Below are 25214 nucleotides of genomic sequence, written 5' to 3' on the forward strand. Positions count from 1 at the left end.
ACCGTGGTGTTCACCGAAATGGTCATGGAGGGCACCATGGGCGACCACGGCGGCGGTAACAGCGACAACAAGACCCCAACGGACGGGGCGAAGCCGCAGGGCGGATCTCGCGGGTCGGGTGACAACAAGACGAATGGCAACTCCAGCGACGGCCGCAAGTAACCGTGACCGATCCGGACGTGCTGGCGGACCGTCTCGCCGCCCGGCTCGCGGCGCAGGGCGAGTTGAACGATCCTGTGTGGCGGCGGGCACTGCACGCTGTTCCGCGGCACCTGTTCGCACCACCGGTCGCGTGGGTGAACCCTGACGGCCCTGCGGACGGCTACCCGGTCAACCGGGCTACGGGGGAGGACCGCTGGTGGAGTGCGGTCTACTCGGACGCCTCTCTGATCACCCAGATGAATGACGGCGTCGGCGATGTCACGACCGGAGAGGGGCTCGCGTCGTCGTCCTGTTCGGCACCCGGTGTCGTATGCGTGTTCCTTGAGGAGCTCCGGCTGGAAGACCACGACCGGGTGCTGGAAGTCGGTACGGGCACCGGGTGGACGGCGGGACTGCTGTCGTGGCGGGTCGGCGATGTGAACGTCACCAGTGTCGAGATCGACCCGGGCTTGTCGGAGCAAGCGGCGAAGAATCTCGCCGCAGCGGGGTTCGAACCGCGGCTGGTCGTCGGTGATGGCGCGGTCGGGTTTCCGGAGGCGGCACCGTTCGATCGGGTGCACGTGGCGTGTGCGGTCGCGGACATCCCATACTCCTGGGTGCGACAGACCCGTCCGGGCGGGATCATCGTGTTGCCGTGGTCCCCGGGTTATGGGTACGGATGGCAGACACGGCTGCACGTGATGCCGGACGGGACGGCGGTGGGCGGGTTCCCCGGCCGCGCCGGCTACATGCTCATGCGCGCGCAACGGCCGGTGCTCGGGGCGGCGTTCGACTTCGTTCACGGCACACCGGACGAGACGGTAACGAGACTGGATCCGCGGCGGCTGGTCGCGGACTCGGACGCGGCCGATCTCGCTGTCGCCGCGCAGGTGCCCGGCGTGCAGACTCGCCTGTACTTCGACGAGGACGGCGACACGGGCGAGGCGACGTTCTGGGTGCTCGAGAGGGAGACGAAGCGGGGGTCGTGGGCGTCTGTGGACTACGTTCCCGGGCGGGCCGAGTTCGTCGTGCAGCAGTATGGAGGCCGGCGTCTGTGGGATGAGGTCGAGGCCGCCTACTGGCGCTGGAACGGCTGGGGGCGGCCGGAACGTGACAGGTTCGGGCTGACGATCTCACCGGACGGCCAGGTGGTGTGGCTGGACTCGCCGCGCAATGTGCTGGCGCGGTGAATGTAGGTTCTCACATCTCGTCTCGACGCCTCCGTCAGCCGGATGGCGTCTCGTCGCGCATGTGATCTGCCGTTCACCCACCAGGCGCATACCGTCAGAGGCGGTCGACCGCGGTGACGTGGATGACGGCGCGGCCCTCCTCGTCGGAGGCGCGCAGGTCGACCTCGGCGCTGATGCCCCAGTCGCGGTGGCCCGCCGGGTCGTCGAAGACCTGGCGCACCCGCCAGAGCTGTGTTTCACCCCCTTGGCTACGCCCCGCCGCCCCCGAAGCCTCCTGCTCGATCTGCAGCAGCTTCGGGCCGCGGGCGTCGGGGCCGGTCTGGATCTCCTCGTGCTCCTCGAAGTAGGCGTCCAGCGCGTCGGCCCAGCGGTCGGCGTCCCAGCCGTCCGCGGCGTCCAGCTCGCCCAGGTCGTCGTAGCGCTCCAGCGCGGCGAGCTCGACCCGGCGGAACATCGCGTTGCGGACCAGCACGCGGAACGCGCGCTCGTTCGCGGTGACGACGTTGGGCGTCTCCTCGATCCGCTCCTGGGACGGCTCCGCCGAGGGGTTCTGGAGCTGCTCCCACTCATCCAGGAGGCTGGAGTCGACCTGGCGGACCAGCTCGCCGAGCCACTCGATGAGGTCGTGCAGGTCCTCGGTCTTCACCGAGTCGGGCACGGTCTGCTGGAGCGCCTTGTACGCGCTCGCGAGGTAGCGCAGCACGATGCCCTCGGCGCGGGCGAGCTGGTAGTTGGCGACGTACTCGGTGAAGGTCATCGCCTGCTCGTACATGTCGCGTACGACCGACTTGGGCTGGAGCGGGTGGTCGGCCACCCAGGGGTGCCCGCGGCGGTAGACGTCGTACGCGCCGTAGAGCGTGTCCTCCAGCGGCTTGGGATAGGTGATGTCCTGGAGGAGCTCCATCCGCTCCTCGTACTCCACGCCGTCGGCCTTCATCTGCGCGACCGCCTCCGCCTTGGCCTTGTTCTCCTGGGCGGCGAGGATCTGGCGCGGGTTCTCCAGGATCGACTCGATCACCGACAGCACGTCCAGCGCGTACGACGGCGACGCCGGGTCGAGCAGCTCGAACGCCGCCAGCGCGAACGTCGACAGCGGCTGGTTGAGCGCGAAGTCCTCCTGCAGGTCGACGGTCAGGCGGGCGTACCGGCCCTCGGCGTCGGGCTCCTCCAGCTGCTCCACGACCCCGCCGGCCAGCAGGCTGCGGTAGATCGCGATCGCCTGGGAGATGTGCTTGCGCTGCCGGGCGCGGTCCTCGTGGTTGTCGGTGAGCAGCTTCTTCATCGCCTGGAAGGCGTTGCCGGGCCGGCCGATGACGCTGAGCAGCATCGCGTGGCTGACCTGGAAGCGCGACTGCAGCGGCTCCGGCTCGGCGGCGATGAGCTTGTTGAACACCTCTTCATCCCAGCTCACGAACCCTTCGGGCGCCTTCTTGCGCACGACCTTGCGCCGCTTCTTCGGGTCGTCGCCCGCCTTCGCGAGGGCCTTCTCGTTCTCCACGACGTGCTCGGGCGCCTGCACGACGACGAACCCGACGACGTCGAACCCGGCCCGCCCGGCCCGCCCGGCGATCTGGTGGAACTCCCGCGCCCGCAGGCGGCGCACCCGGCTGCCGTCGTACTTGCTCAGCGCCGTGAACAGCACCGTACGGATGGGAACGTTGACGCCCACGCCGAGCGTGTCGGTGCCGCAGATGACCTTGAGCAGCCCGGCCTGGGCGAGGCGTTCGACCAGGCGGCGGTACTTCGGCAGCATCCCGGCGTGGTGGATGCCGATGCCGTGGCGTACGAGCCGGGACAGCGTCTGACCGAACTTCGTGGTGAACCGGAAGTTGCCGATCAGCGCCGCGATCTCGTCCTTCTCCGCGCGTGAGCAGACGTTGATGCTGGTCAGCGCCTGGGCGCGCTCGGCCGCCGCGGCCTGGGTGAAGTGGACGATGTAGATGGGGGCCTTCTGGTCCTCCAGCAGCTCCTCGATCGTCTCGTGCAGCGGCGTGACCCGGTATTCGTACTTGAGCGGCACCGGCCGCGTCACCGAGGTGACCACGGCGGTCGGCCGTCCCGTACGGCGGGTCAGGTCCTCCTCGAAGCGCGAGACGTCGCCCAGCGTCGCCGACATCAGCAGGAACTGGGCCTGCGGGAGCTCGAGCAGCGGGATCTGCCACGCCCAGCCGCGGTCCGGTTCTGCGTAGAAGTGGAACTCATCCATCACGACCTGGCCGATGTCGGCGTCGGCGCCGTCGCGCAGCGCGATGCTCGCCAGCACCTCGGCGGTGCAGCAGATGATCGGGGCGTCGGCGTTGACGCTCGCGTCGCCGGTCATCATGCCGACGTTCTCGCTGCCGAACATGGCGATCAGGTCGAAGAACTTCTCCGAGACCAGCGCCTTGATCGGCGCGGTGTAGAAGGTGACCTGGTCGCGGGCCAGCGCCGCGAAGTGCGCGCCCGCCGCGACCAGGCTCTTGCCGGAGCCGGTCGGGGTGTTGAGGATGACGTTCGAGCCGGAGACGACCTCGATGAGCGCCTCCTCCTGCGCCGGGTACAGCGTGATGCCACGCTCGCCGACCCACGCGTTGAAGGCGTCGAAGACGGCGTCGGGGTCGGGGGCGGCGGGCAGGCGGTCGATGAGGCGCACGTCTTCCATCTTGCCCCTCGTGCGGAGTGCCCGGACCCGACGGCGGGCGAAGGACCCCGGCACGGGTGAGGATGGAATCGAACCCCTCCGGCGAGCCCATGGCGTCCACGGGCGGCGGCGAGCCGCGTACGCCTGCCGCGGACACCGATACGGCACCGCGCGGCACCCTTTAACATCGACGCCCGTGACAGCGTCTGGATATCTGCGTTATCCCCACGTCCGTGGCGATCTGCTGACCTTCGTGGCCGAGGACGACGTCTGGATCGCTCCGCTGTCCGGTGGGCGCGCCTGGCGCCTGTCCGCCGACGGGGTCCCGGTCTCCCACCCGCGGTTCTCGCCCGACGGGAAGTGGGTGGCCTGGACGAGCAGGCGTGACGGCGATTCGGAGGTCCACGTCGCCCCGGCCGAAGGAGGCGAGAGCCGCCGGCGCACCTACTGGGGCGCCCCCGGCACTCGGGTGTGCGGCTGGACCCCCGACGGGCGGATCCTCGCGGTGACCTCCTGGCGGCAGCCCTTCTACCACCGCACCCACGCGTACGCGGTGCCGGTGGACGGCGAGCCCGCCGAGCCGATGGGCTGGGGGCCGGTGGGCGGCGCCGACGTCGCGCCCGGCGGGGCCGTGGCCCTGGTCACCGTCGCCGGACAGGAACCGGCCGCGTGGAAGCGCTACCGGGGCGGAGCGACCGGGCGGCTGTGGGTACGGGAGGGCGAGGGGTTCCGGCGCGTCCTTGCCGACCTCGACGGAAACCTCGACTGCCCGGTCTGGTTCGCCGGACGGCTGGCGTTCCTGTCCGACCACGAGGGGACCGGCCGTCTCTACTCCGCCGCGCCCGACGGCACGGACCTGCGGCGGCACTCCGCGGACCCGGACTTCTACGCGCGCCACGCCGCCGGCGACGGCGATCGGGTGGTCTACCAGGCCGCCGGTGACCTGTGGCTGGTGGACGGCCTCGACGCGGAACCCGTCCGCCTCGACGTACGCCTCGCCGGTCCGCGTACGGGGCGGCGCCGCCGCCCGGCCGCCCCACGGGTCACGGATCTGTCCTGCGACCACACCGGCCGGGCCAGTGCGGTCGAGGTACGCGGCGGCGTCTACTGGCTCACCCACCGCGACGGGCCCGCCCGCGCCCTCGCGGCGACGCCCGGGCAGCGTGCCCGGCTGCCCCGGACGCTCGGCGACACCGGTCAGGTCGTGTGGGTCACCGACGTGGGCGACGGCGACGGCCTGGAGGTCTCGGCCGCGACCGGAGCCGAGCAGCCGCCCACGCGACGCCGTTTCGCCGCCGGGCGCCTCGGGCGGGTCGAGGAACTCGCCGCGGCGCCGGACGGGAAGACGGTCGCGGTGGCCGCCCACGACGGACGGCTGCTGCTGGTCGAGATCGCGACGGGAGAGGTCACCGAACTGGCGGCCGGCGAGTACGGTCCGGCCGCCGACCTGTCCTTCTCGCCCGACTCGGCGTGGCTCACCTGGACCCACCCGGGCCCGGAACAGCTGTCGCGGATCCGCCTCGCCCGCATGGCCGACCGTACGGTCACCGACGTCACGGACGGCAGGTTCGACGACGGCGAGCCGGTGTTCAGCGACGACGGCTCCTACCTGGTGTTCCTGTCGTGGCGGGGGTTCGACCCCGTCTTCGACTCCCACTTCTTCGACCTGTCGTTCCCCTTCGGGTGCCGGCCCTATCTCGTGCCACTGGACGCGGCCACGCCCTCACCGTTCGAACCGACGCCGGAGGGCCGCGCGCCCTCGGCGGACGGCGACGACGACAAGAAGGAGGACGAGCGGGACTCCGCCTCGGTCGCGCTCGACGGCATCGCCTCGCGCGTCGTGCCCTTCCCGGTGCCTGACGCGCGGTACTCCTGCCTGCTGCCGGTCAAAGGCGGCCTCGTGTGGCTGCGGACCCCGCTCACCGGCACGCTCGGCCACGACGGAGACGCGCCGAAGAACACACTTGAGCGCTATGACCTGGCCAAACGCACCTGCGAGCAGATCACGACCGGGGTCGACCAGCTGGACGTGAGCGGCGACGGCAAGCGCATGGTGATCGTCTCGGACGGCGATCTGAAGGTGCTGGCGACGGACGGCTCGGACGACGGCAGCGCCGACGAGGCCGAGATCGACCTGTCCCGCCTGCGGATCACCGCCGACCCGGACGCCGAGTGGCGGCAGGCGTACATCGAGGCCGGTCAGGTCATCCGCGACTACTTCTGGACCCCCGGCCTGGGCGGCGTCGACTGGGACGCGGTGCTGGACCGGTACCGTCCGCTGCTGGATCGGATCGCGAGCGCGGACGACTTCGCCGACCTGCTGCGGGAGGTCTTCGGTGAGCTGGGCACCTCGCACGCGTACGTGGGAGGTGGAGGCCATTCGAACGGCCCGTACCTGGGGTTGCTCGGAGCCGACCTCGAACGCGACGACGACCGGCTCTGGCGGGTGACCCGTGTCCTGCCCACCGAGACGTCTGATCCGGGAGCCCGGTCACCCCTGGCCGCCCCGGGTACGCGTATCGGGCTCGGCGACGCGGTGGTCGCCGTGGACGGGCGGCCGGTGGACGACCTCACCGGACCCGGCCCGTTGCTTCTGGGTTCGGCGGACAAGCTCACCGAGCTGACCGTCGTTCCGAGTTCGGGTGGCCAGGCGCGGCGGGTGGTCGTGCGTCCCCTGTGGGACGACCAGCGGCTGCGTTACCAGACCTGGGTGGCCGAGCAGCGGGACCGGGTGCGCGTGCTGAGCGGGGGACGGCTCGGCTACCTCCACATCCCCGACATGCAGGCGAGTGGCTGGGCGCAGTTCCACCGCGACCTGCGACGGGAGATGGCCGAGGAAGGGCTCCTCGTCGACGTGCGCGGCAACTCCGGGGGCATCGTCTCCGAACTCGTGGTGGAGAAGCTGGCCCGGCGCGTGGTCGGCTGGGATGTCGGCCGGCACCGCGGCCCGATGAGCTACCCGGCCGACGCTCCCCGCGGACCGGTCGTCTTCCTCGCCGACGAGCACACCGGCTCGGACGGGGACATCCTGACCGCCGCCGTGCGCGAGCTCGGGCTGGGCACCGTGGTCGGCACCCGGACCTGGGGCGGCGTCATCGGCATCCACCGGCACCGCCTGGTGGAGGGCACCGTCATCACGGTGCCCCGCTACGCGACCTGGTTCAACGGCCACGGCTGGGACCTGGAGAACCGGGGTGTCGCCCCGGACGTCGAGGTGGAGATGGGACCGGACGGCTGGGCGGCGGGCCGCGACCCGCAGTTGGAGACCGCCGTACGGATCGCGCTCCTGCGCCTCGCCGACCGCCCGGCCGCCACGCCACCGCCTCGTCCCTGACGGCATCTTCGTTTCAGCCGGGCAGATCCTGCGCGGCGTGTTCGGCGAGCAGGCGGACGGCGGACATGTGCCCGTCGAACGCCGCCGTGCCCTCCTCGGTCAGGCTCAGCCAGGTGCGTGGGCGCCGGCCCACGTGTCCCTTGCGGACCCGTACGTATCCGGCCTCCTCCAGGGTGACCACGGTCTTGGACAGCGTCGGTCTGCTCAGCTCGCAGGCCTCCGCGACGGTGGTGAAGTCGGCCTGCTCGCAGCCGGACAGGAACGCGGCCACCTTCAGGCGGGGCAGCGTCGCGAGCAGTTCGTCGAACCCGCTCACCGCGGTGCCCTGCGGAAACCGCACAACAGCACGGACAGGGCACTGAACAGCGATGCGGCACCGAGCGCCCAGTCGTGGCCCGCGAGACCGAGGACCAGGGCGACGACGGCCAGCACGAGCAACGGCACCGTGACGATCCTCCGGACCCGGGGTAGCGAGGCGAGAAGGCCCGGCGACGCGGCGTCGCGGGGGATCACACCACGCCGCCGCCAGACCCGCCAGACCGCCAGCGACACCACCACCCACACGGCGAACAGCCCGATCCCGGTGACGCTGCCGATCCGGCGGAAGGCGCCGTCGGTGAAGGCCGCGACGCCGGCCACCGCGACGGCGCCGGTGAACAGGGCGAGGCTGGTCGCGGGATACCAGCGGGGCGCGGACGAGGCCGCCGCGGCGGCGTGCGCCGACTCGGCGGCGCGCAGCGTGTCCTGCGGACTCAGGGGATGGTCGCTCATGAGTTGCACTCTAGCATCTTGTTGCCAATCGGCAACAAGATGCCTTCCGTTTCGTGCGCCGGGCGGCGGCTCTAGGAAAAGTGATATCACTATGCTAGATTCTTGCCTGAGCTTCCGGAGAGGATGAGGGTCATGAATGTGGAGATGCCGAGGGCGCACGTCGCCGAGCGTGACGTACGGGGGCTGTCGGGGTGGCCGGTGCTGGGCGGGGTCGTCGTCGCCCTGATCGTCGGGTTCGTGCTCATCGCCACGGGGGCGAACTCGGGTGCGGACGTGGTCGCCGGCATCGGGGTCGTGATCGTCGTCCTCGCCGTGCTGGCCCTGCCCGGACTGACCGCCGTCGCGCCGGGGCAGGCGCGCGTGGTGCAGCTGCTCGGGCGGTACGCCGGCACGATCCGTACGGACGGGCTGCGGTGGGTGAACCCGCTGACCACCCGGCGGCGGATCTCCACCCGGATCCGCAACCACGAGACCGACGTCGCCAAGGTCAACGACGCCGACGGCAACCCGATCGAGATGGCCGCGGTCGTCGTCTGGCAGGTGGAGGACACGGCCAAGGCGGTGTTCGAGGTGGACGACTTCGTCGAGTTCGTCGCCATCCAGACCGAGACCGCCGTACGGCACATCGCGGGCAGCTACCCCTACGACGCCCACGGCGACGAACGGCTCTCCCTGCGGGAGAACGCCGACGAGATCACCGGCAAGCTGTCGAGTGAGATCTCCGAGCGTGTCGCGTCGGCCGGCGTACGGGTCATCGAGTCCCGCATCACCCGCCTGTCGTACGCGCCGGAGATCGCGCAGGCGATGTTGCGCCGCCAGCAGGCCGGAGCGGTCATCGCCGCCCGCCAGCGGATCGTCGACGGCGCCGTCGGCATGGTCGAGTCGGCTCTCACCCGGCTCGCCGACAGTGACGTGGTCGACCTGGACGAGGAGCGGCGGGCCACCATGGTCAGCAACCTGCTCGTCGTGCTCTGCGGCGACCGTGACGCCCAGCCCGTCGTCAACACCGGATCCCTTTACCAGTGACGGATCGCGAGCCGCGTCCCGACGCCGGCGGCGACGACGCGCGGCCGGCGGGGCGAGGCGAGCGCAAGAAGGTGCTGCTCCGCCTCGACCCCGCCGTCCACGACGCGCTCGCGCGCTGGGCCTCGGACGAGCTGCGCAGCACCAACGCCCAGATCGAGTTTCTGCTCCGGCGCGCCCTCAGCGACGCGGGCCGGATGCCCGGCAACGCCGGCCGCATGCGCCGGCCGGGCCGACCGCCGAAGGAGGAGTCCGGCCCATGAGTGAGCGGAGTGGCCGAATCAACGGCACAGTGCCCCCAGGATCACTCTCCGACGAAGGAGGACTCGTGAGCCTTCCCGAGTCACTGCCCGCGCTGATGTACCTGCTGGCCTTCGACACCGACAAGAACCGGCTCACCTCGCGTTCCCAGCTCGGGCTGGTGCTGCGTGCCGCCGCCCTCGCCGAGCTGTACCTGACCGAGCGGGTGACCGACACCGACGGCCGGGCCGAGGCCGCCGCGCGCGCCCGACCCACCGGCGATCCCGTGCTCGACGACCTGGCTGACCAGATCGCCGCCCACCGGCCGCGGGCATGGCACCGCTGGATCGGCCGGCAGGAGCGCGCCACGGTCCGCGCCGTACGTGAGCAGCTGGAGGCCGACCGCCACCTCAAGATCGAGCACCGGGCGCTCCTGCCCGACCGGGTGGAGCCGCGCGACCGGCGGGCGGTCAAGCAGTACGCGGAGACCGTCCGCGCCGCCCTCCGCCGGTCGTCCGCCCGCACCGACCCGCGCACCGCCGCGGTGCTCGCACTCGCCGCGCGCGGCGAGGTCAGGACGGTGGTGTCCCGCCGTGAGCGCCGCGAGTACAGCCGAAAGCTGGACGAGCTGGCGGTCTACACCGGCCCGGTCGCCGACGCCCTGCGCAAGGCGATACGGACGAAACGCGCCGCCACCGCAAGCGCGGGAGGCTGACCGAGGGGACGACTCGGGACGGTGCCAGCCGCCGCAGTGCGCCGGCACCCGCGCAAGACCGAGGACCGTCATCCGCGTCCGGAGATAAACTCGCAGGTCAATCCCGATTTTCGGCATTGATTACTGCATGTCCGGCCGAGGGGGGCGTCGGTGGGCAGATCGGAACCAGGCATGGGAAAAGATCATGATTCGGCACGGAGGGTGACTGAGCCGTCGCTGCTTGAATCTTCTTCTCGTACCAACCCCGAGCTGGACGTGCTGTTCGACCAGTCACCGGTCGGCATGATCTTCCTCGACCGCGAACTGCGCGCCAGGCGCACCAATGCGGCGTTCCGCCAGCTGATCGGCCTCCCGGACGAGGCGATCATCGGCCGCCGGCCTTCGGAGGTCGAGGACCTGTCGATCAGGTACTGGGCAACCGCTCGACCAATACACTGGCGGACCTCGGACGGTACGGCCTGGGACGAGCGCACTCTCGGCGAGCAGGTGATAGACAGAGGCGTTCCCGTGATCAACATGCATGTGGAGTGGACCAGGGCAGGCAAGCGCCGAATCCTCTCCTGGTCGGGGTACCGGGTGACAGAGAACGGCCGGGTGCTCGGGGCGCTGCTCTGCTTCCTTGACTTCACCAACCATGCCCAGTCGATCACGCGGACGCATGCCCGGCTCGACCTGCTCGAGCGGGCCGGCAGCCAGATCGGGGCCACGCTCGATATTCACCACACGGCCCGGGAACTCGCCGACCTGGCCGTGCCCGAACTCGCCGACCGTATCTCCATCGACCTGCTCGACCAGGTTTTGGAGGGGGAGAATCTTCCCCGCACCAACTCGGACGCCCTGCAGTTTCGCCGGGTGGCTGCGCGCGACTCCGTTGCGAGCGCCAAGGCCAGGTACGAGATGGGCGATCTGGTCACCGTGCCGGTCACAAGTCCACTCGCCGTGGCGCTCCTGCGGGGAACGTCCCTCCTGGTGCGGGACCCTGCCGAGATGCGCGGGCGTTTCTCCGACTCGCCCGCCGCGGTGGAAGCCTTCCTCGCCCGGGGGGTGCACACGTTGATGGTGGTGCCGCTGGTCGCCCGGGGCGTCACCTTGGGGGTGGCCTCGTTCTTCCGGGCCGAACACCCAGAGCCGTACGGCGAGGCCGATCTGCGGCTGGTCAGCGACCTGGCCTCACGCGCCGCGGTGTGCATCGACAACGCCCGCCTGTACACCCGCGAGCACAACACGGCGGTCACCCTGCAGCGCAGCCTGCTGCCCCAGCACATCCCGCAGGTGCCCGGGCTGCGGATCGCCCACCGCTACGAGCCCGCCACCCAGACCGCGGAGGTGGGCGGCGACTGGTTCGACGTCATCCCACTGGACACGGGGCAGGTCGCGCTGGTCGTCGGTGACGTCACCGGCCACAGCATCCACGCCGCAGCGCTCATGGGTCAGCTCCGCACCACCACCGCGGCCCTGGCCCGCCTCGGGTGCCCACCGGAGGAAATCATGCGGCAACTCAGCGGCGTGGCTGCCGACTACGACGACGAGATCGGCGCCACCTGTCTGTACGCCCTGTACGACAGCGAATCCCGGCGTTGTCGCTTCACCAGCGCCGGGCACCTCCCGCCCGCACTCCGCCACCCCGGCGGCAGCGTGGAATTCATCGATGTACCGGGCGGGATGATGCTCGGCGTCGGTAAAAGCCGCTACCCGGCCACCGACACCGAACTCCCCGAAGACAGTGTGCTGGCCCTTTACACCGACGGGCTCGTCGAACACCCCGGCCAGGACATCGGCACCGGCATGTCCGACCTGGCCCGCACCCTGACCGCCGGCTCCGCACGATCACTGGACCAGCTGTGCGACAGCGTCCTGGCCGGCCTCGGAGCCGGCGCTCGGGATGACATCGCCCTGCTGCTCGCTCGCACCACCGTCGGGACGGCCCGCTGATCCACGCCCGGATCCCGGCCGGTGCCGAGGCCAGGACCATCCGGGTCACCCCGCCGCCCGGTGACCCCGGCGCTCCGCCGCATGGTGAGGGAGACCCTCACAGCCCGTGAGCTGGCGACAGTCCGGCTCGGCGAGATCGTCGTGGTGCGGGCGTGGCGGCGCTTGGGCCTGCGGTTGTTCACTTACGGTGACGTCTCGGTGTCGAAGATCGCGGGAACGGTTCCGCGCTCCGATCGGCGCCGGGAGCGTCCGTCGCTCCCCGGTCATTTCACGCGACCATTCGGGGGATTTCGTGTTCGTACGTCTTGTCATCGTCTCCGCCGGGATCAGTGCCGCAGTGGCGGCGATCGGGCCGCCCGCATCGGCCGCTCCGGTAGCCAGGTCGGCCGCTCCGGCAGCCGCGCCGGCCGCTCCCGTAGCCGCGTCGGCGTGCCGGGTGCTCGCGCCGGGTGCCTCCGCGGTGGCGCAGCGCGCCGTCGCCGCCGCCTGCGGCCAGATCGGGGTCTGGTACTCCTGGGGCGGCGGCCACGGCAGCGTGCCCGGCCCGACCTTCGGCCACTACGACGGCCACGACCCCGACAGCAGGCAGGACGGGCGGCGCCGGGGCTTCGACTGCTCCGGCCTGGTGCGCTACGCCTACTACCGGGCGACCGGCGGCGACATCCTGAACGGCGTCGCCGACGCCCAGTTCCACACGTCGCGTGCGGTCGCGCGGTTCTCGCCGGGACAGGGGACCGGGCCGCTGCTGCCGGGTGACCTGATGTTCTGGGGCCGGGGGCACATCCACCACGTCGCGATCTACCTCGGCGCCGGGCAGATGGTGGAGGCCTACGAGTCGGGCACCCACGTCCGTACGGCTCCGGTCCGGGTGGGCGGTGACTACGCCGGCGCCGTGCGGATCGGCGGGGGCGGCGGAACGCCACCTCCGGCCGCGGGCCGCCACTGGGTGGAGACGTTCGCGGCGGCGACCGGCTACGCCGGGCCCAACACTGCCGAGCCACGGGGCGTGCTGAACAAGGGCCGCAACTACGTCTACTGCAAGGTCCGGGGCGCGCGGGTCGGGAACGACCGGCAGTACAACCACTGGTGGCTGCGGACCGACCTGGACCGCGCGTTCCCCGGCAAGAGCGGGCGCGGCGCGTACGTCTCGGCCTACTACCTCGCCCGCTGGGGCAACGACGAGGCCAAGGACGTGAACGGCGCCGTCATCCCGAACTGCTGAACCCATCACGCGGATCACGCCGGCCCCTGCGGACCGGCCTCATGCGGGCCGGTCCCGGGTGGGTCGGCCTCGGGCGGGTCAGGCCGTGGGGAGGTCAGCCGTCGGCGGGGAGTCGTTCGGCCTTGGCCTTCTGCCACTTGTCGATGAGGTCCTCCAGCTCTTCGGTGATGAACTCGAAGAACGCCAGAGAGGTGGCCATCCGCCGGCCGGCCGGAGTGTCGGCGCCGAGGACCTCGATGCCCTCGCGGGCGCTGCTGCTCCAGCGGCGGAGGATCTCGTCGCGGTTGACGATCGCCTCGTACCAGGAGTCGTTCTCGACCACGAAGACGTCACGCCGTGACCCCGGCTCGCGTTCGCGCCGGATCATGTTGAACTGGATGAGGAACCGCACCGCGCCGGACACGGCCGCGGGGCTGACCTGCAACTGCTCGGCGATCTCGGCGGCCGTGAGCCGGCCGGAATCGGTGCCGTGCAGCACGGCGAAGACGCGTGCGGGCATGCGCTGGAACCCGGCGTCGACCAGGGCGGACGCGAACCGCTCTACGAACTGCCGTACCGCCTCGGGATCCCGCTCTGCCACACCCCAACTCCTTTAGTAGACGCAACTATCTTATACAGTTTTACTATCTTCACGAAGTTGTGAAACTAGTGTACCTTCAGCAACATGACAGACGCCATATCCGTATCCGGCCTGGTGAAGAACTTCGGCCGGACCCGTGCGCTGGACGGGCTGGACCTCTCCGTCCAGACGGGCGAGGTGCACGGCTTCCTGGGCCCGAACGGCGCGGGCAAGTCGACCACCATCCGCGTGCTGCTGGGCCTGCTGAAGGCCGACGCCGGCGAGGTGAGCCTGCTCGGCGGCGACCCCTGGCGCGACGTCGCCACGCTGCACCGCCGCATCGCGTACGTCCCCGGTGACGTCACCCTGTGGCCGAACCTGTCGGGCGGCGAGGTCATCGACCTGCTCGGGCGGCTGCGGGGCGGGCAGGACGCCAAGAGGAAGGCCGAGCTGCTGGAGCGGTTCGAGCTCGACCCGCGCAAGAAGGGCCGGGCGTACTCCAAGGGCAACCGCCAGAAGGTCGCGCTCGTCGCGGCGCTCGCCTCCGACGCCGAGCTCCTCATCCTCGACGAGCCGACCTCCGGGCTGGACCCGCTGATGGAAGAGGTCTTTCAGCGGTGCGTGCAGGAGGAGCGGAACAGCGGCCGTACCGTCCTGCTGTCGAGCCACATCCTGTCCGAGGTCGAGGCGCTCTGCGACCGGGTCAGCATCATCCGCAAGGGCCGTACGGTCGAGTCCGGCTCCCTGGCCGACCTGCGCCACCTCACGCGCACCTCGATCTCGGTCGAGCTGGCCACCCCGCCGGACGGCCTGGCCGACCTGCCCGGCGTCCACAACGCCAAGATCGAGGGCAGGCGCGTGAGCCTGGAGGTCGACACCTCGCAGCTGGACGGCGTGCTCGCGCGGCTGACCGAGGCGGGCGTGCGGAGCCTGATCAGCCGGCCGCCGACGCTGGAGGAGCTGTTCCTCCGCCACTACGAGGACGAATCGGTCGCGGCAGACGAATCGGTGGCGGCCAAATGAACGCGCTCGCGGGCACCGGCCTGCTCACCCGGCTGGCGTTCCGCCGCGACCGCGTCGTGGTGCCCTTCTGGATCTACCTCCTGGGCATCACCGCGATCGGCACGGCCTACACCAGCCGGGCGGCCTTCAGCACGCTGGCCAAGCGCGCCGACTTCGCCGCGTCGGTGAACAAGAACCCCTCGATGCTGGCGCTGTACGGCCCGGTGCAGGACGCGTCGATCGGCTCGGTGAGCCTGTGGAAGGTCGGCGGGATCGCCGCCGCCCTCGTCGGCGTGGTCAGCCTCTTCCTCACCGTGCGGCACACGCGCGGCGACGAGGAGTCGGGCCGCCTCGAACTCGTGAGTGCCGGCGTCATCGGACGCTACGCCGCGCTCACCGCGGGACTCATCACGGTCGTGACGACCGAGCTGGTGCTCGCGGTGCTCGTGAGCATCGGCCTTGTCGCGCTGGGCCTGCCCACCGCCGGGTCGATCGCGTTCGCGCTCGGCTGGTTCACGATCGGCCTGGTGTTCGCGGCCGTCGCGGCCGTCACCGCGCAGCTCACCACGACGTCCCGTACGGCGAGCGGGCTGGCCATCGCGTTCCTGGGGCTGTGCTACCTGATCCGCGCGGGCGGCGACGTGGGCGGCCACGACGGCCCGACCTGGCTGCTGTGGCTCTCGCCGTTCGGCTGGATGTCCCACCTGCGGCCGTACGCGGGAGACGACTGGTGGGTGATCGTCCTTCCGGTGGCGTTCTCCGCCGTCTGCGTCGCGGTGGCGTTCGCGCTGGTGGGCCGGCGTGACATCGGCGCCGGGCTGCTGCCCGACCGGCTCGGGCCGGCCGAGGCGGGCGCCGGCCTGGGCGGCCCGCTCGGGCTCTCCTGGCGGCTGCAGCGCGGCTCCCTGTTCGCCTGGGCCGCCGGTTTCGCCGTGTACGGCGCGGCGATCGGCGGTGTCACCGAGAACGTCGAGGACATGATCGGCGGCAGCAACGGCCGCGACGTGCTCGAGAAGCTCGGTGGCGGGCAGGGGATGGTCGACGCCTTCACGAACGCGGCGATGAGCCTCATGGCGCTGCTGGCCTCGGCGTACGCGGTGCAGGCCGTGCTCCGCCTGCGCTCGGAGGAGACCGGCCGACTCGCCGAGCCCATCCTGGCGACGAAGGTCGGCCGGGTCGGCTGGGCGCTGGGCCACGTGCTGTTCGCCGTCGTCGGGCCCGCGGTCCTCATGGCCCTGGAAGGCGTCATGGTGGGTCTGGTCCACGGGCTGCGCAGCCACGACCTGGGCGACCAGTTCCCGCGGATCTTCTGGAGCGCGATCGTGCAGCTGCCGGCGGTCTGGGTCATCGCCGGGATCACGGTGGCGCTGTTCGGCTTCGCGCCGCGCCTCGCCGTGGCGGCCTGGGGCCTGCTCGGGGTGTTCTTGCTGCTGGGCGAGCTCGGCCCGTTGCTGGAGCTCAAGCAGTGGGAGATGGACCTGTCGCCGTTCACCCACGTGCCCAAGCTGCCGGGCGCGCCGATGCGGACGATGCCGGTCGTGTGGCTGATCGCGGTCGCGGGGCTGCTGACCGCGGCCGGCCTGGCCGCCTTCCGGCGCCGCGACCTGAGCTGAGGGTGCCGCCGGTGGGCCGGTCGCGGGTGCGGCCGGCCCACCGGCGTACGGCGCTGGTCCGGGCGCGCGGCCGGCCGGTCAGCGTACGGCGTTCTTCGCGGCGGCGATGAGCCGGGTCAGGACGCCACGCAGGTGCTCCAGCTCGGTGATCTCCATGCCGAGCCGCTGCACGATGGTCGGCGGGATCTTCTCCGCCTCCGCGCGCAGCGCGCGGCCCGCGTCGGTCAGCGTGACGGCCAGCACGCGCTCGTCGCCGCTGTCGCGCCCGCGCCGGACGTATCCGCTGGCCTCCAGCCGCTTGAGCAGCGGAGACAGTGTGCCCGGATCGAGCTGGAGCAGCCCGCTGAGCTCCTTGACCGACAGCGGTGACCGCTCCCACAGCGCGAGCATCACCAGGTACTGCGGGTGGGTCAGCCCCATCGGCTCCAGCAGCGGCCGGTAGACCGCGATGACGTTGCGCGACGCCACCGCGAGCGCGAAGCAGACCTGGCGTTCGAGCGCGAGCGGGTCATCGATGTCGCGAACGTCACTCACGGAGGCCTCCGGGTACGGCGGAATGCTCCCTACTATAGTTGGTGCACAAATCGTTAGGGTACAAAATTGGCTCGGAGGGCCCATGGCTCGCAGGTCATTCGAGGAGCGGATCGCCGCGCGGCAGGCTGCTCAGGGCCCGCTCAAGGAGGGCCGCGTCTTCGAACACGGTCCGGCGAAGTTCCTGTTCGTGACGCTGATCATTTTCATCTTCGTGATCCACATCGGGGGCCTCATCGTGATGATGGCGATGGGGATGCACTGATCACGCCCGCTCCGCCAGCTCGGTGACCGCCGCTCGTGCCGCCGCCAGCGAGCGGTCCGCCACCGGCTGGAGGTGGGCCAGGTCCGGCACGAGCCCGGCCAGCGTCATCTCGGCGTGCACGAGCGCCAGGTCCTTCTCGGCCACACCGAGGTTGGTGAAGTAGGTCCGCAGGTAGGGCTCCTGGAAGTCGAACCCCTCGCGCGGCGTGCCCGGCCCGTACGCCCCGCCCCGCGCGGTCACCACGACGACCCTCGTGCCGCGCAGCAGGCTCTCCCCGCTGTCCGGGTCGGCGTACGCTCCCGGAAAGGTCACGCGGTCGATCCACGCCTTGAGCGAGGCCGACACCGAGAAGTTGTACATCGGGCCGCCGACCAGCACGGTGTCCGCCGCCAGCAGTTCCTCGACCAGCGGCAGGGTCAGCGCCCACTCGCGTTCCTCGGCCGCGCTCTCCACCAGCGACGGGACCTTCGCAGGGGAGACGTAGCCGTGCCGTTCCACCCGCCGGCCCAGAGCGCAGTAGGCCGGGGTGATCAGCGGCACGGGATCGGCGGCCAGGTCGCGGTACCGGTACTCGGCCCCGTCGTGCCGCTCCTGCCAGGTCCGCGCGAACAGCGAGCTCAGCCGCCTGCTCACCGAGTCGCCGGAGTGGCTGGAGTCCAGGTGCAGCAGGCCGCTCACGTTCTTGATTCGCGCGCTTCGCTCGCTCATCGGGGTCCCCCGTAGGATGGGCTGCGCCGCGCCGCGACGTTCTCACAGCGGATCATCAGTGTTTCTCCTCTCCAGTCACCGCTATGACGACGCCCGACGCGGAAAGGTGACCCATGGAGACCGAAGTACGGCTGGCGGAGCGGTTCGACGCCGATCGCGGCCATCTGCGGGCGGTCGCGTACCGCATGCTCGGCTCGCTCGACGAGGCCGACGACGCGGTTCAGGAGACGTGGCTGCGGGCCTCCCGTACGGACATCGGCGAGATCGCCAACGTGACGGGATGGCTGACCACGATCATCGGCCGGATCTGCCTCGACATGCTCCGGGCGCGGCGGCGCCGGGGCGAGGAGTTCACGGCCGAGCCGCTCGCGGCGACCGCGTCCGGCGCCGGCCCGGAGGAGGAGGCGGTGCTGGCCGAGTCGGTCGGGCTCGCCCTCCTCGTCGTGCTCGACACGCTCGGACCCGCCGAACGGGTCGCGTTCGTCCTCCACGACCTGTTCGCCGTGCCGTTCACCGACGTCGCCGCCATCCTGGAGCGGTCGCCGGTGGCGGCCAAGAAGCTGGCGAGCCGCGCCCGCGGGCGGGTGCGCGGCGCTCCCGCCGTCCCTCCCGCCGACCTCATGCGGCAACGCGAGGTCGTGGGCGCCTTCCTCGCCGCCTCCCGCGCGGGTGACCTGGAGGCCCTTCTCGCGGTGCTGGCCCCCGACGTCGTACGGCGGACGGACCGCGTGGCGCCGGGCGGCGAGGCCGAGGTACGGGGAGCACGGCGGATCGCCGAGGAGACGCTCACCAACACGGCCCGGGCACGCGTCGCCGCCCTGGCGCTGGTGGACGGCGAGATCGGCCTCGTCGTCGCCCCGCGCGGCCGGCTGCTGCTCGTCCTGCGGCCGAAGGTCGACGGCGACCGCGTGACCTTCGTCGACGTCATCGGCGACCCGGCGCGGCTGCGTGGGCTGCGGATCGCCTCGCCGCCCGGACGCGACATCGAGAACAGTCGATAGCGGACGGTGACGATTCGATTGTCGATCAATATCAAAACGCAGGGCAGGGCGCAACGGTACGTATGCGCAGCACTTACGCTTGTCGGGTGACAACTTCTCCCGGCATCGGGCCCGCGGCGGATCGGCTGCGGCAGATCCAGTCGATCACCGACACGGCTCTGTCCCTGATGACGAGTGAAAAGCTGCTGGACGAGCTGCTGGAGCGCGTACGCGAGATCCTCGACGTCGACACGGCGGTCGTCCTGTTGCTCGACCCGTCCCGTACGCGGCTCGTCGCGACCGCCGCGAGGGGGCTGGAGGAAGAGGTACGTCAGAGCGCGGTCGTCCCGGTCGGCCGGGGCTTCGCCGGGCGGGTGGCGGCCGAGAGAAGGCCCGTCCAGCTCCAGACGGTCGACCCCGCGCACGTGGTCAACCCTTTGCTGGTCCAGCGCGGTCTCCGCTCGCTGCTCGGTGTGCCCCTCGTGGCCGGAGGCGACCTGCTGGGCGTGCTTCACGTCGGTAAGTTCCACACCCGGCACTTCACCGACGACGAGGTCGAGTTGCTGCGGCTCGCCGCCGACCGGGCCGCGCAGGCGGCGCAGTCCCTGAGGTCAAGCGGGGAACGCGCGGCGGCGGGCGCGCTCCAGCGGAGCCTGGTGCCCACGGCCCTTCCCGACATCCCCGGCGTCGAGATGGCGGCGCGCTACAGCCCGGGTGTCTCCACGGTCGGCGGAGACTGGTACGACGTGTTCACCCTTCCCTCCGGTGATCTGGGAGTGGTGATGGGCGATGTCGCCGGGCACGGGCTGAGCGCCGCGGTGGTGATGGGCCGCATGCGCAGCGCCCTTCGGGCGTACGCGCTGGAGTTCAGCGATCCGGCGCAGGTCCTGGACAAGCTCGACCGCAAGATGCAGCACTTCGAACCCGGCGCCATCGCCACGGTGGCGTACGCCGTGTGCCATCCGCGGCTGGAGTGGGCAAGGATCGCCTCGGCCGGGCACTGGCCGCCGGTCCTGGCCGCCCCGGGCGAACCCGCCGTGCCGGTCGATCTGCCGTCCGGTGTCCTCATCGGACTCGATCCCGACCCGCAGCGCATGGCGGCCACGGTGAAGATCCCCGCCGGCGGCCTGCTGTGCTTTTACACCGACGGGCTCATCGAGCGCCGGAACGTCTCGATCGACACGAATCTTCGCCGGCTGTGCGAGTCGATCGTGCCGGGTCCCGCCGAGGCGGTCTGTGCCGCCGTGATGTCGTCCCTCGTCGGCCGCGAGATCGTCCCGGATGACGTCGCCCTGCTCGCCCTGCGCCGCCTGGACGCGTAGTCGCCGCCTTCATCGATGGTCGGTAAGTGGGAAACGTCGCTTATACGATCGCGTGATGATCGTTCGGATTCTCGTGGCGGCGGTGGCCGTGGCGGCCCTGACGGCGTGCGGGGACGAGGGCGGCTCGGAGCGCCCGGTCGCCTCACCGCACGGCTCCGCGCCGCGTGGCGGGGTGCCGGGCGACGGGTTGCCGACGCCGTCCCTGAGCGCCGGCCCGGCGAAGTGGGACCAGTCCGCGGAGGCGGGCGACCAGTCGAGCCTGGGCAGCGTCATCGCGGTCGGTCCCGCCGAGGTCTGGGCGTCCGGCTGGCACCACGAGGTCGATCCGCTCATCCTGCGCTGGACCGGCGGGCGGTGGAGTCAGGCCCCGCTGCCCCCGGGCGCGAGCGATCACGTCGACCTGCTGGCCGCGTCGAGGGCGGGGCAGGTGTGGACGTTCGCCAGTGGTCGGGCGTGGCGCTGGACCGGCGGATGGTCGAGCGTGGGCGGTACGGTCGGCGCTTCGAACAACCCGGTGGACGCCGCGGCGGTGGCCGGCCCGGACGCGGCGTGGGCGGCCGGAGGCGGCACCCGGCACGGCAAGGCGGCCTTCCTCCTCCACTGGTCGGGCGGGAGGTGGTCGCCGGTCCCGCTGCCGCCTCAGGCCGAGATACATGCCATGGACGCCCGCTCGCCGGACGACGTGTGGGCCGTGGGCACGACCGACGGCCGCGTGATGACCATGCACTGGGACGGCGATCGCTGGACCACCGTGCCGGCGCCGCCCTCGGCCGCCTGGGGATCGCTGGAGAAGGTCGTCGCGGTCAGCGCGAACGAGGTGTGGGCGGGAGGCTCGACCGGCGGGCGCACCTCCCAGGCGATCCTCCTCCGCTGGGACGGCCGGGCCTGGCGTCCGCAGCCGATTCCGTCGGGCATCAGCGCGTTCACCGTCCTGGCGGCCGACCGGCACGGCGGCGTCTGGACCAGCATCAAGCCCGACGACCGGAGCGGGGATTCGGACGTGCGGACCCCGATCGTCCACTTCGACGGCCGTGCCTGGCTGAGCGAGACCGTCCCCGGCTACCCGCCCGGCGTGTGGGTCGAGGACATGGCGTGGCTGCCGGACACGGATCGCGCCGTCGCCGTCGTCGACACGCCGGACATGGAGGAGGACAACATGGGCTACGCCTGGATGCGCCACTGACCGCGACCCCGCCCGGGCCGGGTCTCCGTCGAGGGCAGGTCAGAGCCGGGTACGGCGCCCGGGGCGCAGGCGTTCGAGGCACCACCAGGCGATGGCGAGGAAGGCCACGCCGAGGCCGGCCAGCACGCTCATGTCCTTCACCCACGCCGCCCGCGAGTGCCGCCAGAGCGCGTCGGGCGGCGTGTCGTGCAGCGGCGGCTGCAGGTGGTTCAGGTCGACGGTCGCGGCGGTGGCGGCCATGCCCCAGCGTGACGGTGCGAGCCAGGCCAGCTGTTCGAGGCCGAGCTTGCCCGGCAGCGCGACCAGCGCGCCGCACAGGATGACCTGCGCGAGCGACACCAGCACCAGCAGCGGCATGGTCTTCTCCGACGTGCTCACCGCGGCCGAGATGAGCAGGCCCATCGCCATCGACACGATCGCCAGCCCGGCCATCGCGAGGATCAGTTCGAGGAGGGGCGAGGTCACCGCGCCGTGCGCGGGCATCCTGCGGCCCGTCATGCCGATGACGACCAGCAGGACGGCCTGGACGCCGGTGATCAGGCCGAGAATGAGGATCTTGGACAGCAGGTAGACGCCCGACGACAGGCCCGCCGCACGTTCGCGCCGGTAGATGGCGCGCTCCTTGACCAACTCGCGTACGGCGTTGGCGGCGCCGACGAAGACCGCGCCGATGACCAGCGTCAGCAGCAGCGAGGCGGCGTCGGCGTTCTTGCCCGGCGGCCCGGCCAGGCCGTACTGCGCCGGCACCGCGCGGATCAGCGCGCCGACCACGACCGGCAGGATGCCGAGCACCGCGAGGTAGCTGCGTTCGGAGCCGATGACGGCCAGGTAGCGGCGGCACAGCGTGCCGAGCTGGGCCAGGCGGCCCTGCCGGCGCGGCGGCTTGGACGGCGGCGACACCTCGCGCCTCCGCCCGCCGACCCCGCCGTCGAGACCGGACACGACGTACTGGGAGTACATCGGCGAGACCTGGAACTCGGTGGCCCAGTCGCGGTCCGGCTCGCGGTCGAACGCCTGGAAGACCTCCGCCCAGCTCTGCTTGCCGAAGAACGTCAGCCCCTCCGACGGCGGCCCGTAGAAGGCGACCCGGCCGCCGGGGACGAGCACGAGCAGCCGGTCGCAGGTGTCGAGGTTGGCGACGCTGTGCGTCACGACGACGATGGTGCGGCCGTCGTGCGCCAGGTCCCGCATCATTTCCATGACGGACTTGTCGAGCCCGGGGTCCAGGCCGGACGTCGGCTCGTCCAGGAACAGCAGCGACGGCTTGGTGAGGAGTTCGAGCGCCACGCTCACGCGCTTGCGCTGGCCGCCGGACAGCCGGTCGATGCGCGTCCGCGCGTGCGGCGTCAGGCCCAGTTCTTCCAGGACCTCGTCCACCCGGCGGTCGCGTTCGGCCCCGCTGGTGTCGCCGGGGAACCGCAGCTCCGCGGCGTACCGCAGCGCCCGCCGCGTGGGCAGCTGGGTGTGCAGGATGTCCTCCTGCGGCACCAGGCCGATGCGGTGCCGCAGCTCCGGGTAGTGCGTGTAGAGGTCGCGGTGGTCGTACTGGACGCTGCCCTCGGTGGCCGGACGGGTGCCGGTCACCGCGCCGAGCAGGGTGGACTTGCCCGCGCCGCTCGGACCGATGACCCCGACGAGGCATCGCTCCGGGATCGGGAAGCTCACGTGATCGAGCAGGACCTTGCCCTTGGCGGTCCGTACGAGGAGATCCTGGGCGATCAGCGAGATATCGCCGGTGTCATCGAATTCGCGAAGTTCGTCCCCGACGAGGCGAAAAGTTGCGCGACCGATTGCGACGATGTCGCTTTCCTTCAGCACCGCCGAAGTGACGCGTCGGCCATTCACGTAGGTGCCGTTATGGCCGCCGAGATCGACGATTTCGTGCTGTCCGCCGGCGACTTCGCGCAGTTCCGCGTGGTGACGGGAGACGATGAGATCGGGCAGGACGATGTCGTTGTCGGGCGCACGGCCGATGCGCAGCCGCCGGGTGCGTACCTGGATGATCGAGGTCGGGTCGCGGTCGACGCCGGTCCGCTGGTCCATCATCGGCGGAACCGAGCAGGTCAGCTGGACACCGTTCTCCGGATGGCCCAGCCGGAGCTGGATCTCTCCCTCGATGCCCGCGCGCCTGATCCGGCGGCCGCCCACGAAAGTGCCGTTGGTGCTGCCCAGGTCTTCGAAAATCCAGCCGTTCTCATCGGTGCGCAGCACCCCGTGCCGCCACGACACCCGGGCGTCATCCACCCTGATGTCGGCGGCCGGATCGCGGCCGACCTGGTAGGACCCGCCAGGTTCAAGCGTACGGGCCGTCCCCTTGGTCCGTACGACGAGCGCCAGCGGGGCCACTGATGAGACGGAGCCCTCGACCGTCATAGCACCGCAGTGTAGGTCCAATGACCGCGAACGCACATCTTGCTCGCGAGGCGTACTTTGGCATTGACGGTTGGCCGTCCGTGAAATTGGGTGAATGACATGCCGGCCCGCAGTGGAAGACGCCGATGAGCGCATTCTCGTCGGATTTGACGCGCCCCGATCTCCCCGCGAAGCGGCGGAGGCGCCGGTGGCCCGTGATCCTTGTGATCGTCATTCTGGTGCTGGCCGGACTCGCCGTCGTCGGCGACCGTGTCGCGGCCGCGTACGCCGAGCGCCGGATCGCCTCGGAGATCCAGAAAGAGGGGTTCGGCGCCCGCCCCGACGTGACGATCTACGGCTTTCCGTTCCTGACCCAGGTGCTGCACCGCCACTTCCCCCACGGGCACCTGACCGCCCACCACGTACGGGAGGGCCCGCTGACGATCAGCACCATCGACGGCGACGCCCACGACGTACGGGTGGACTCGGGCTTTCGCTCGGGCACGATCGGCAGCGTGGACGGTACGGCGACGGTGTCGTTCGGCGACCTCACCAAGGCCGCCGGCGAGCCGGACCTGTCGCTGACGGCCGCGGGCCCCGACACGGTCAAGGCGAAGGTGGACCTGGAGGTGGCGACCGCCACCGCGACCGCGAAGGTCACCAAGGTCGGCGACGGCATACGGGTGCACGCGGTGTCGGTGGAGGGGTTCCCGCTGTCGGACCTGGGCGACGACCTCGACTTCACGGTGCCCGTCACGGGCCTGCCGATGGGACTGAGCTTCAAGAGCCTGAAGGTGTCCTCGAAGGGGATCGCGCTGCGGATCACCGGGTCACACCTGAAGTTCAGCGACTGAGCGAGCCGTCGAGGTCCGTACGTCTCCCCCGGCTGGTCGCCGGCCGGTGTTCGGTCGTGCAGGTCAGCGGGGGTGTGCCTCTCGCTGAGGCGACTGTGACCTGCGAGGATGGAGTGACGCCGGTCCTCGATTTGACCAAGGTCCGGGACGAACGTAATGTTCCCTTCGCCCCAAACGGGACAGGAAGCCGAAAGGTTCCCAGACCTGGCGGGGAGTCGGCATCGAATCGGCGAGTCCGGGCGCAAGCACTGGGACGAGCGGATACGATGGGGTCTCCCCGGTGAACGGGACGCAGGACGCCTGGTTGGGCGGCCGGCCCGGTGGGGCTCCCTTCGATGAGTGATCACCTCGATGGATTTTGTCCTTCGTGGTGGCTGCGTGTCGAGTTCGTGTTGTTCGTTGGTTGATTCGGCGGACGATGCGGAAATGGGATTCTTGTTTTCGGAGTCGGAGCCAATTCGACAAAGGAAACGGGAAAAGGCTAAGGTAGAGGAAATGCCCCAGAGGGGATCCTGCAAGGGTCTTCGATGGTGTGTGTCCGTTTCTTGAGAACTCAACAGTGTGTTAAAAGCCAGTGCCTTTTGGTCCTCGATCGGGCTGGGGTGGCTCACCGTGGGTGGGTTGTTCTGGTTTGGTTTTGGATTCCTTTGGCAAGAT

General features: G+C 70.9%; 22 protein-coding genes. 15 read left to right on the top strand and 7 right to left on the bottom strand.

The features are described 5' to 3' along the window. The first annotated feature begins 3 nt into the window (after positions 1–3). Positions 4–162: a hypothetical protein gene (locus ABEA10_RS31840; RefSeq protein WP_345470216.1), complete on the top strand. Its 159-nt coding sequence runs from the start codon at positions 4–6 to the stop codon at positions 160–162. 2 nt (positions 163–164) lie between these two features. Further along, complete coding sequence (locus tag ABEA10_RS31845; RefSeq protein WP_345470218.1) at positions 165–1331, top strand: methyltransferase domain-containing protein; 1167 nt, start codon at positions 165–167, stop codon at positions 1329–1331. 94 nt (positions 1332–1425) lie between these two features. On the opposite strand, the gene ABEA10_RS31850 is transcribed toward ABEA10_RS31845, so the two are convergent. Then, positions 1426–3972, bottom strand: a complete 2547-nt coding sequence (locus ABEA10_RS31850) for a DEAD/DEAH box helicase (RefSeq protein ID WP_345470219.1) — start codon at positions 3970–3972, stop codon at positions 1426–1428. A gap of 175 nt (positions 3973–4147) precedes the next feature. On the opposite strand from ABEA10_RS31850, the gene ABEA10_RS31855 reads away from it, so the two are divergent. Further along, positions 4148–7285: a S41 family peptidase gene (locus ABEA10_RS31855; RefSeq protein ID WP_345470221.1), complete on the top strand. Its 3138-nt coding sequence runs from the start codon at positions 4148–4150 to the stop codon at positions 7283–7285. Between the two features lie 13 nt (positions 7286–7298). On the opposite strand, the gene ABEA10_RS31860 is transcribed toward ABEA10_RS31855, so the two are convergent. Together ABEA10_RS31860 and ABEA10_RS31865 are read right to left on the bottom strand one after the other, a co-directional pair. Beyond that, entirely contained in the window at positions 7299–7601 is a 303-nt protein-coding gene (locus tag ABEA10_RS31860; RefSeq protein WP_329247857.1) for a transcriptional regulator, read from the bottom strand. Then, a complete protein-coding gene (locus tag ABEA10_RS31865; protein WP_345470225.1) occupies positions 7598–8056 on the bottom strand; it encodes a hypothetical protein in 459 nt (152 codons plus the stop codon). Before ABEA10_RS31865 ends, ABEA10_RS31860 begins: the two co-directional genes overlap by 4 nt. Positions 8057–8188: 132 nt before the next feature. Between ABEA10_RS31865 and ABEA10_RS31870 the strand changes: the two genes are divergently transcribed. The 5 genes from ABEA10_RS31870 to ABEA10_RS31890 all read left to right on the top strand — a co-directional run bounded on the left by ABEA10_RS31870 (position 8189) and on the right by ABEA10_RS31890 (position 13188). After that, positions 8189–9082 carry an SPFH domain-containing protein gene (locus ABEA10_RS31870; RefSeq protein WP_345470227.1) on the top strand — a complete coding sequence of 298 codons (894 nt, stop codon included), beginning with the start codon at positions 8189–8191 and terminating at the stop codon, positions 9080–9082. Between the two features lie 71 nt (positions 9083–9153). Further along, complete coding sequence (locus ABEA10_RS31875) at positions 9154–9342, top strand: type II toxin-antitoxin system antitoxin (protein WP_329262038.1); 189 nt, start codon at positions 9154–9156, stop codon at positions 9340–9342. A gap of 65 nt (positions 9343–9407) precedes the next feature. Further along, positions 9408–10034, top strand: coding sequence for a GOLPH3/VPS74 family protein (locus ABEA10_RS31880; protein ID WP_345470228.1), 627 nt, complete (start codon positions 9408–9410; stop codon positions 10032–10034). A gap of 201 nt (positions 10035–10235) precedes the next feature. Continuing rightward, positions 10236–11966: a SpoIIE family protein phosphatase gene (locus ABEA10_RS31885; RefSeq protein WP_345470229.1), complete on the top strand. Its 1731-nt coding sequence runs from the start codon at positions 10236–10238 to the stop codon at positions 11964–11966. A gap of 292 nt (positions 11967–12258) precedes the next feature. Beyond that, positions 12259–13188: a C40 family peptidase gene (locus tag ABEA10_RS31890; RefSeq protein WP_345470231.1), complete on the top strand. Its 930-nt coding sequence runs from the start codon at positions 12259–12261 to the stop codon at positions 13186–13188. Positions 13189–13282: 94 nt separating this feature from the next. Here the strand turns inward: ABEA10_RS31890 and ABEA10_RS31895 are convergent, their stop codons facing one another. Beyond that, positions 13283–13768 carry a GbsR/MarR family transcriptional regulator gene (locus ABEA10_RS31895; RefSeq protein WP_345470233.1) on the bottom strand — a complete coding sequence of 162 codons (486 nt, stop codon included), beginning with the start codon at positions 13766–13768 and terminating at the stop codon, positions 13283–13285. Between the two features lie 84 nt (positions 13769–13852). On the opposite strand from ABEA10_RS31895, the gene ABEA10_RS31900 reads away from it, so the two are divergent. Next, a complete protein-coding gene (locus ABEA10_RS31900) occupies positions 13853–14770 on the top strand; it encodes an ABC transporter ATP-binding protein (protein ID WP_345470235.1) in 918 nt (305 codons plus the stop codon). After that, positions 14767–16362: an ABC transporter permease gene (locus ABEA10_RS31905; RefSeq protein WP_345470237.1), complete on the top strand. Its 1596-nt coding sequence runs from the start codon at positions 14767–14769 to the stop codon at positions 16360–16362. Before ABEA10_RS31900 ends, ABEA10_RS31905 begins: the two co-directional genes overlap by 4 nt. Before the next feature lie 78 nt (positions 16363–16440). On the opposite strand, the gene ABEA10_RS31910 is transcribed toward ABEA10_RS31905, so the two are convergent. Beyond that, positions 16441–16896, bottom strand: coding sequence for a MarR family winged helix-turn-helix transcriptional regulator (locus ABEA10_RS31910; RefSeq protein WP_345470239.1), 456 nt, complete (start codon positions 16894–16896; stop codon positions 16441–16443). A gap of 82 nt (positions 16897–16978) precedes the next feature. Here ABEA10_RS31910 and ABEA10_RS31915 point away from each other — a divergent pair, with 82 nt between their 5' ends. Beyond that, entirely contained in the window at positions 16979–17158 is a 180-nt protein-coding gene (locus tag ABEA10_RS31915) for a hypothetical protein (protein ID WP_329247822.1), read from the top strand. Here ABEA10_RS31915 and ABEA10_RS31920 read toward each other — a convergent pair whose 3' ends face one another. Then, a complete protein-coding gene (locus ABEA10_RS31920) occupies positions 17159–17866 on the bottom strand; it encodes an FMN-dependent NADH-azoreductase (protein ID WP_345470243.1) in 708 nt (235 codons plus the stop codon). It abuts the gene before it with no gap. A 113-nt stretch (positions 17867–17979) separates the two neighbouring features. On the opposite strand from ABEA10_RS31920, the gene ABEA10_RS31925 reads away from it, so the two are divergent. The 3 genes from ABEA10_RS31925 to ABEA10_RS31935 all read left to right on the top strand — a co-directional run bounded on the left by ABEA10_RS31925 (position 17980) and on the right by ABEA10_RS31935 (position 21351). After that, on the top strand, positions 17980–18867 hold the full coding sequence (locus ABEA10_RS31925; protein ID WP_345470244.1) for a sigma-70 family RNA polymerase sigma factor: 888 nt from the start codon (positions 17980–17982) through the stop codon (positions 18865–18867). An 86-nt stretch (positions 18868–18953) separates the two neighbouring features. Then, positions 18954–20168, top strand: a complete 1215-nt coding sequence (locus tag ABEA10_RS31930) for a PP2C family protein-serine/threonine phosphatase (RefSeq protein WP_345470245.1) — start codon at positions 18954–18956, stop codon at positions 20166–20168. Positions 20169–20223: 55 nt separating this feature from the next. Further along, complete coding sequence (locus tag ABEA10_RS31935; RefSeq protein ID WP_345470247.1) at positions 20224–21351, top strand: hypothetical protein; 1128 nt, start codon at positions 20224–20226, stop codon at positions 21349–21351. Positions 21352–21390: 39 nt separating this feature from the next. Here the strand turns inward: ABEA10_RS31935 and ABEA10_RS31940 are convergent, their stop codons facing one another. After that, positions 21391–23724, bottom strand: coding sequence for an FHA domain-containing protein (locus ABEA10_RS31940; RefSeq protein ID WP_345470248.1), 2334 nt, complete (start codon positions 23722–23724; stop codon positions 21391–21393). A 194-nt stretch (positions 23725–23918) separates the two neighbouring features. Here ABEA10_RS31940 and ABEA10_RS31945 point away from each other — a divergent pair, with 194 nt between their 5' ends. Then, positions 23919–24557, top strand: a complete 639-nt coding sequence (locus tag ABEA10_RS31945) for an LmeA family phospholipid-binding protein (RefSeq protein WP_345470250.1) — start codon at positions 23919–23921, stop codon at positions 24555–24557. Positions 24558–25214: the final 657 nt, after the last annotated feature.

The organism is Actinoallomurus oryzae (assembly GCF_039541955.1).
Lineage (GTDB): Bacteria > Actinomycetota > Actinomycetes > Streptosporangiales > Streptosporangiaceae > Actinoallomurus > Actinoallomurus oryzae.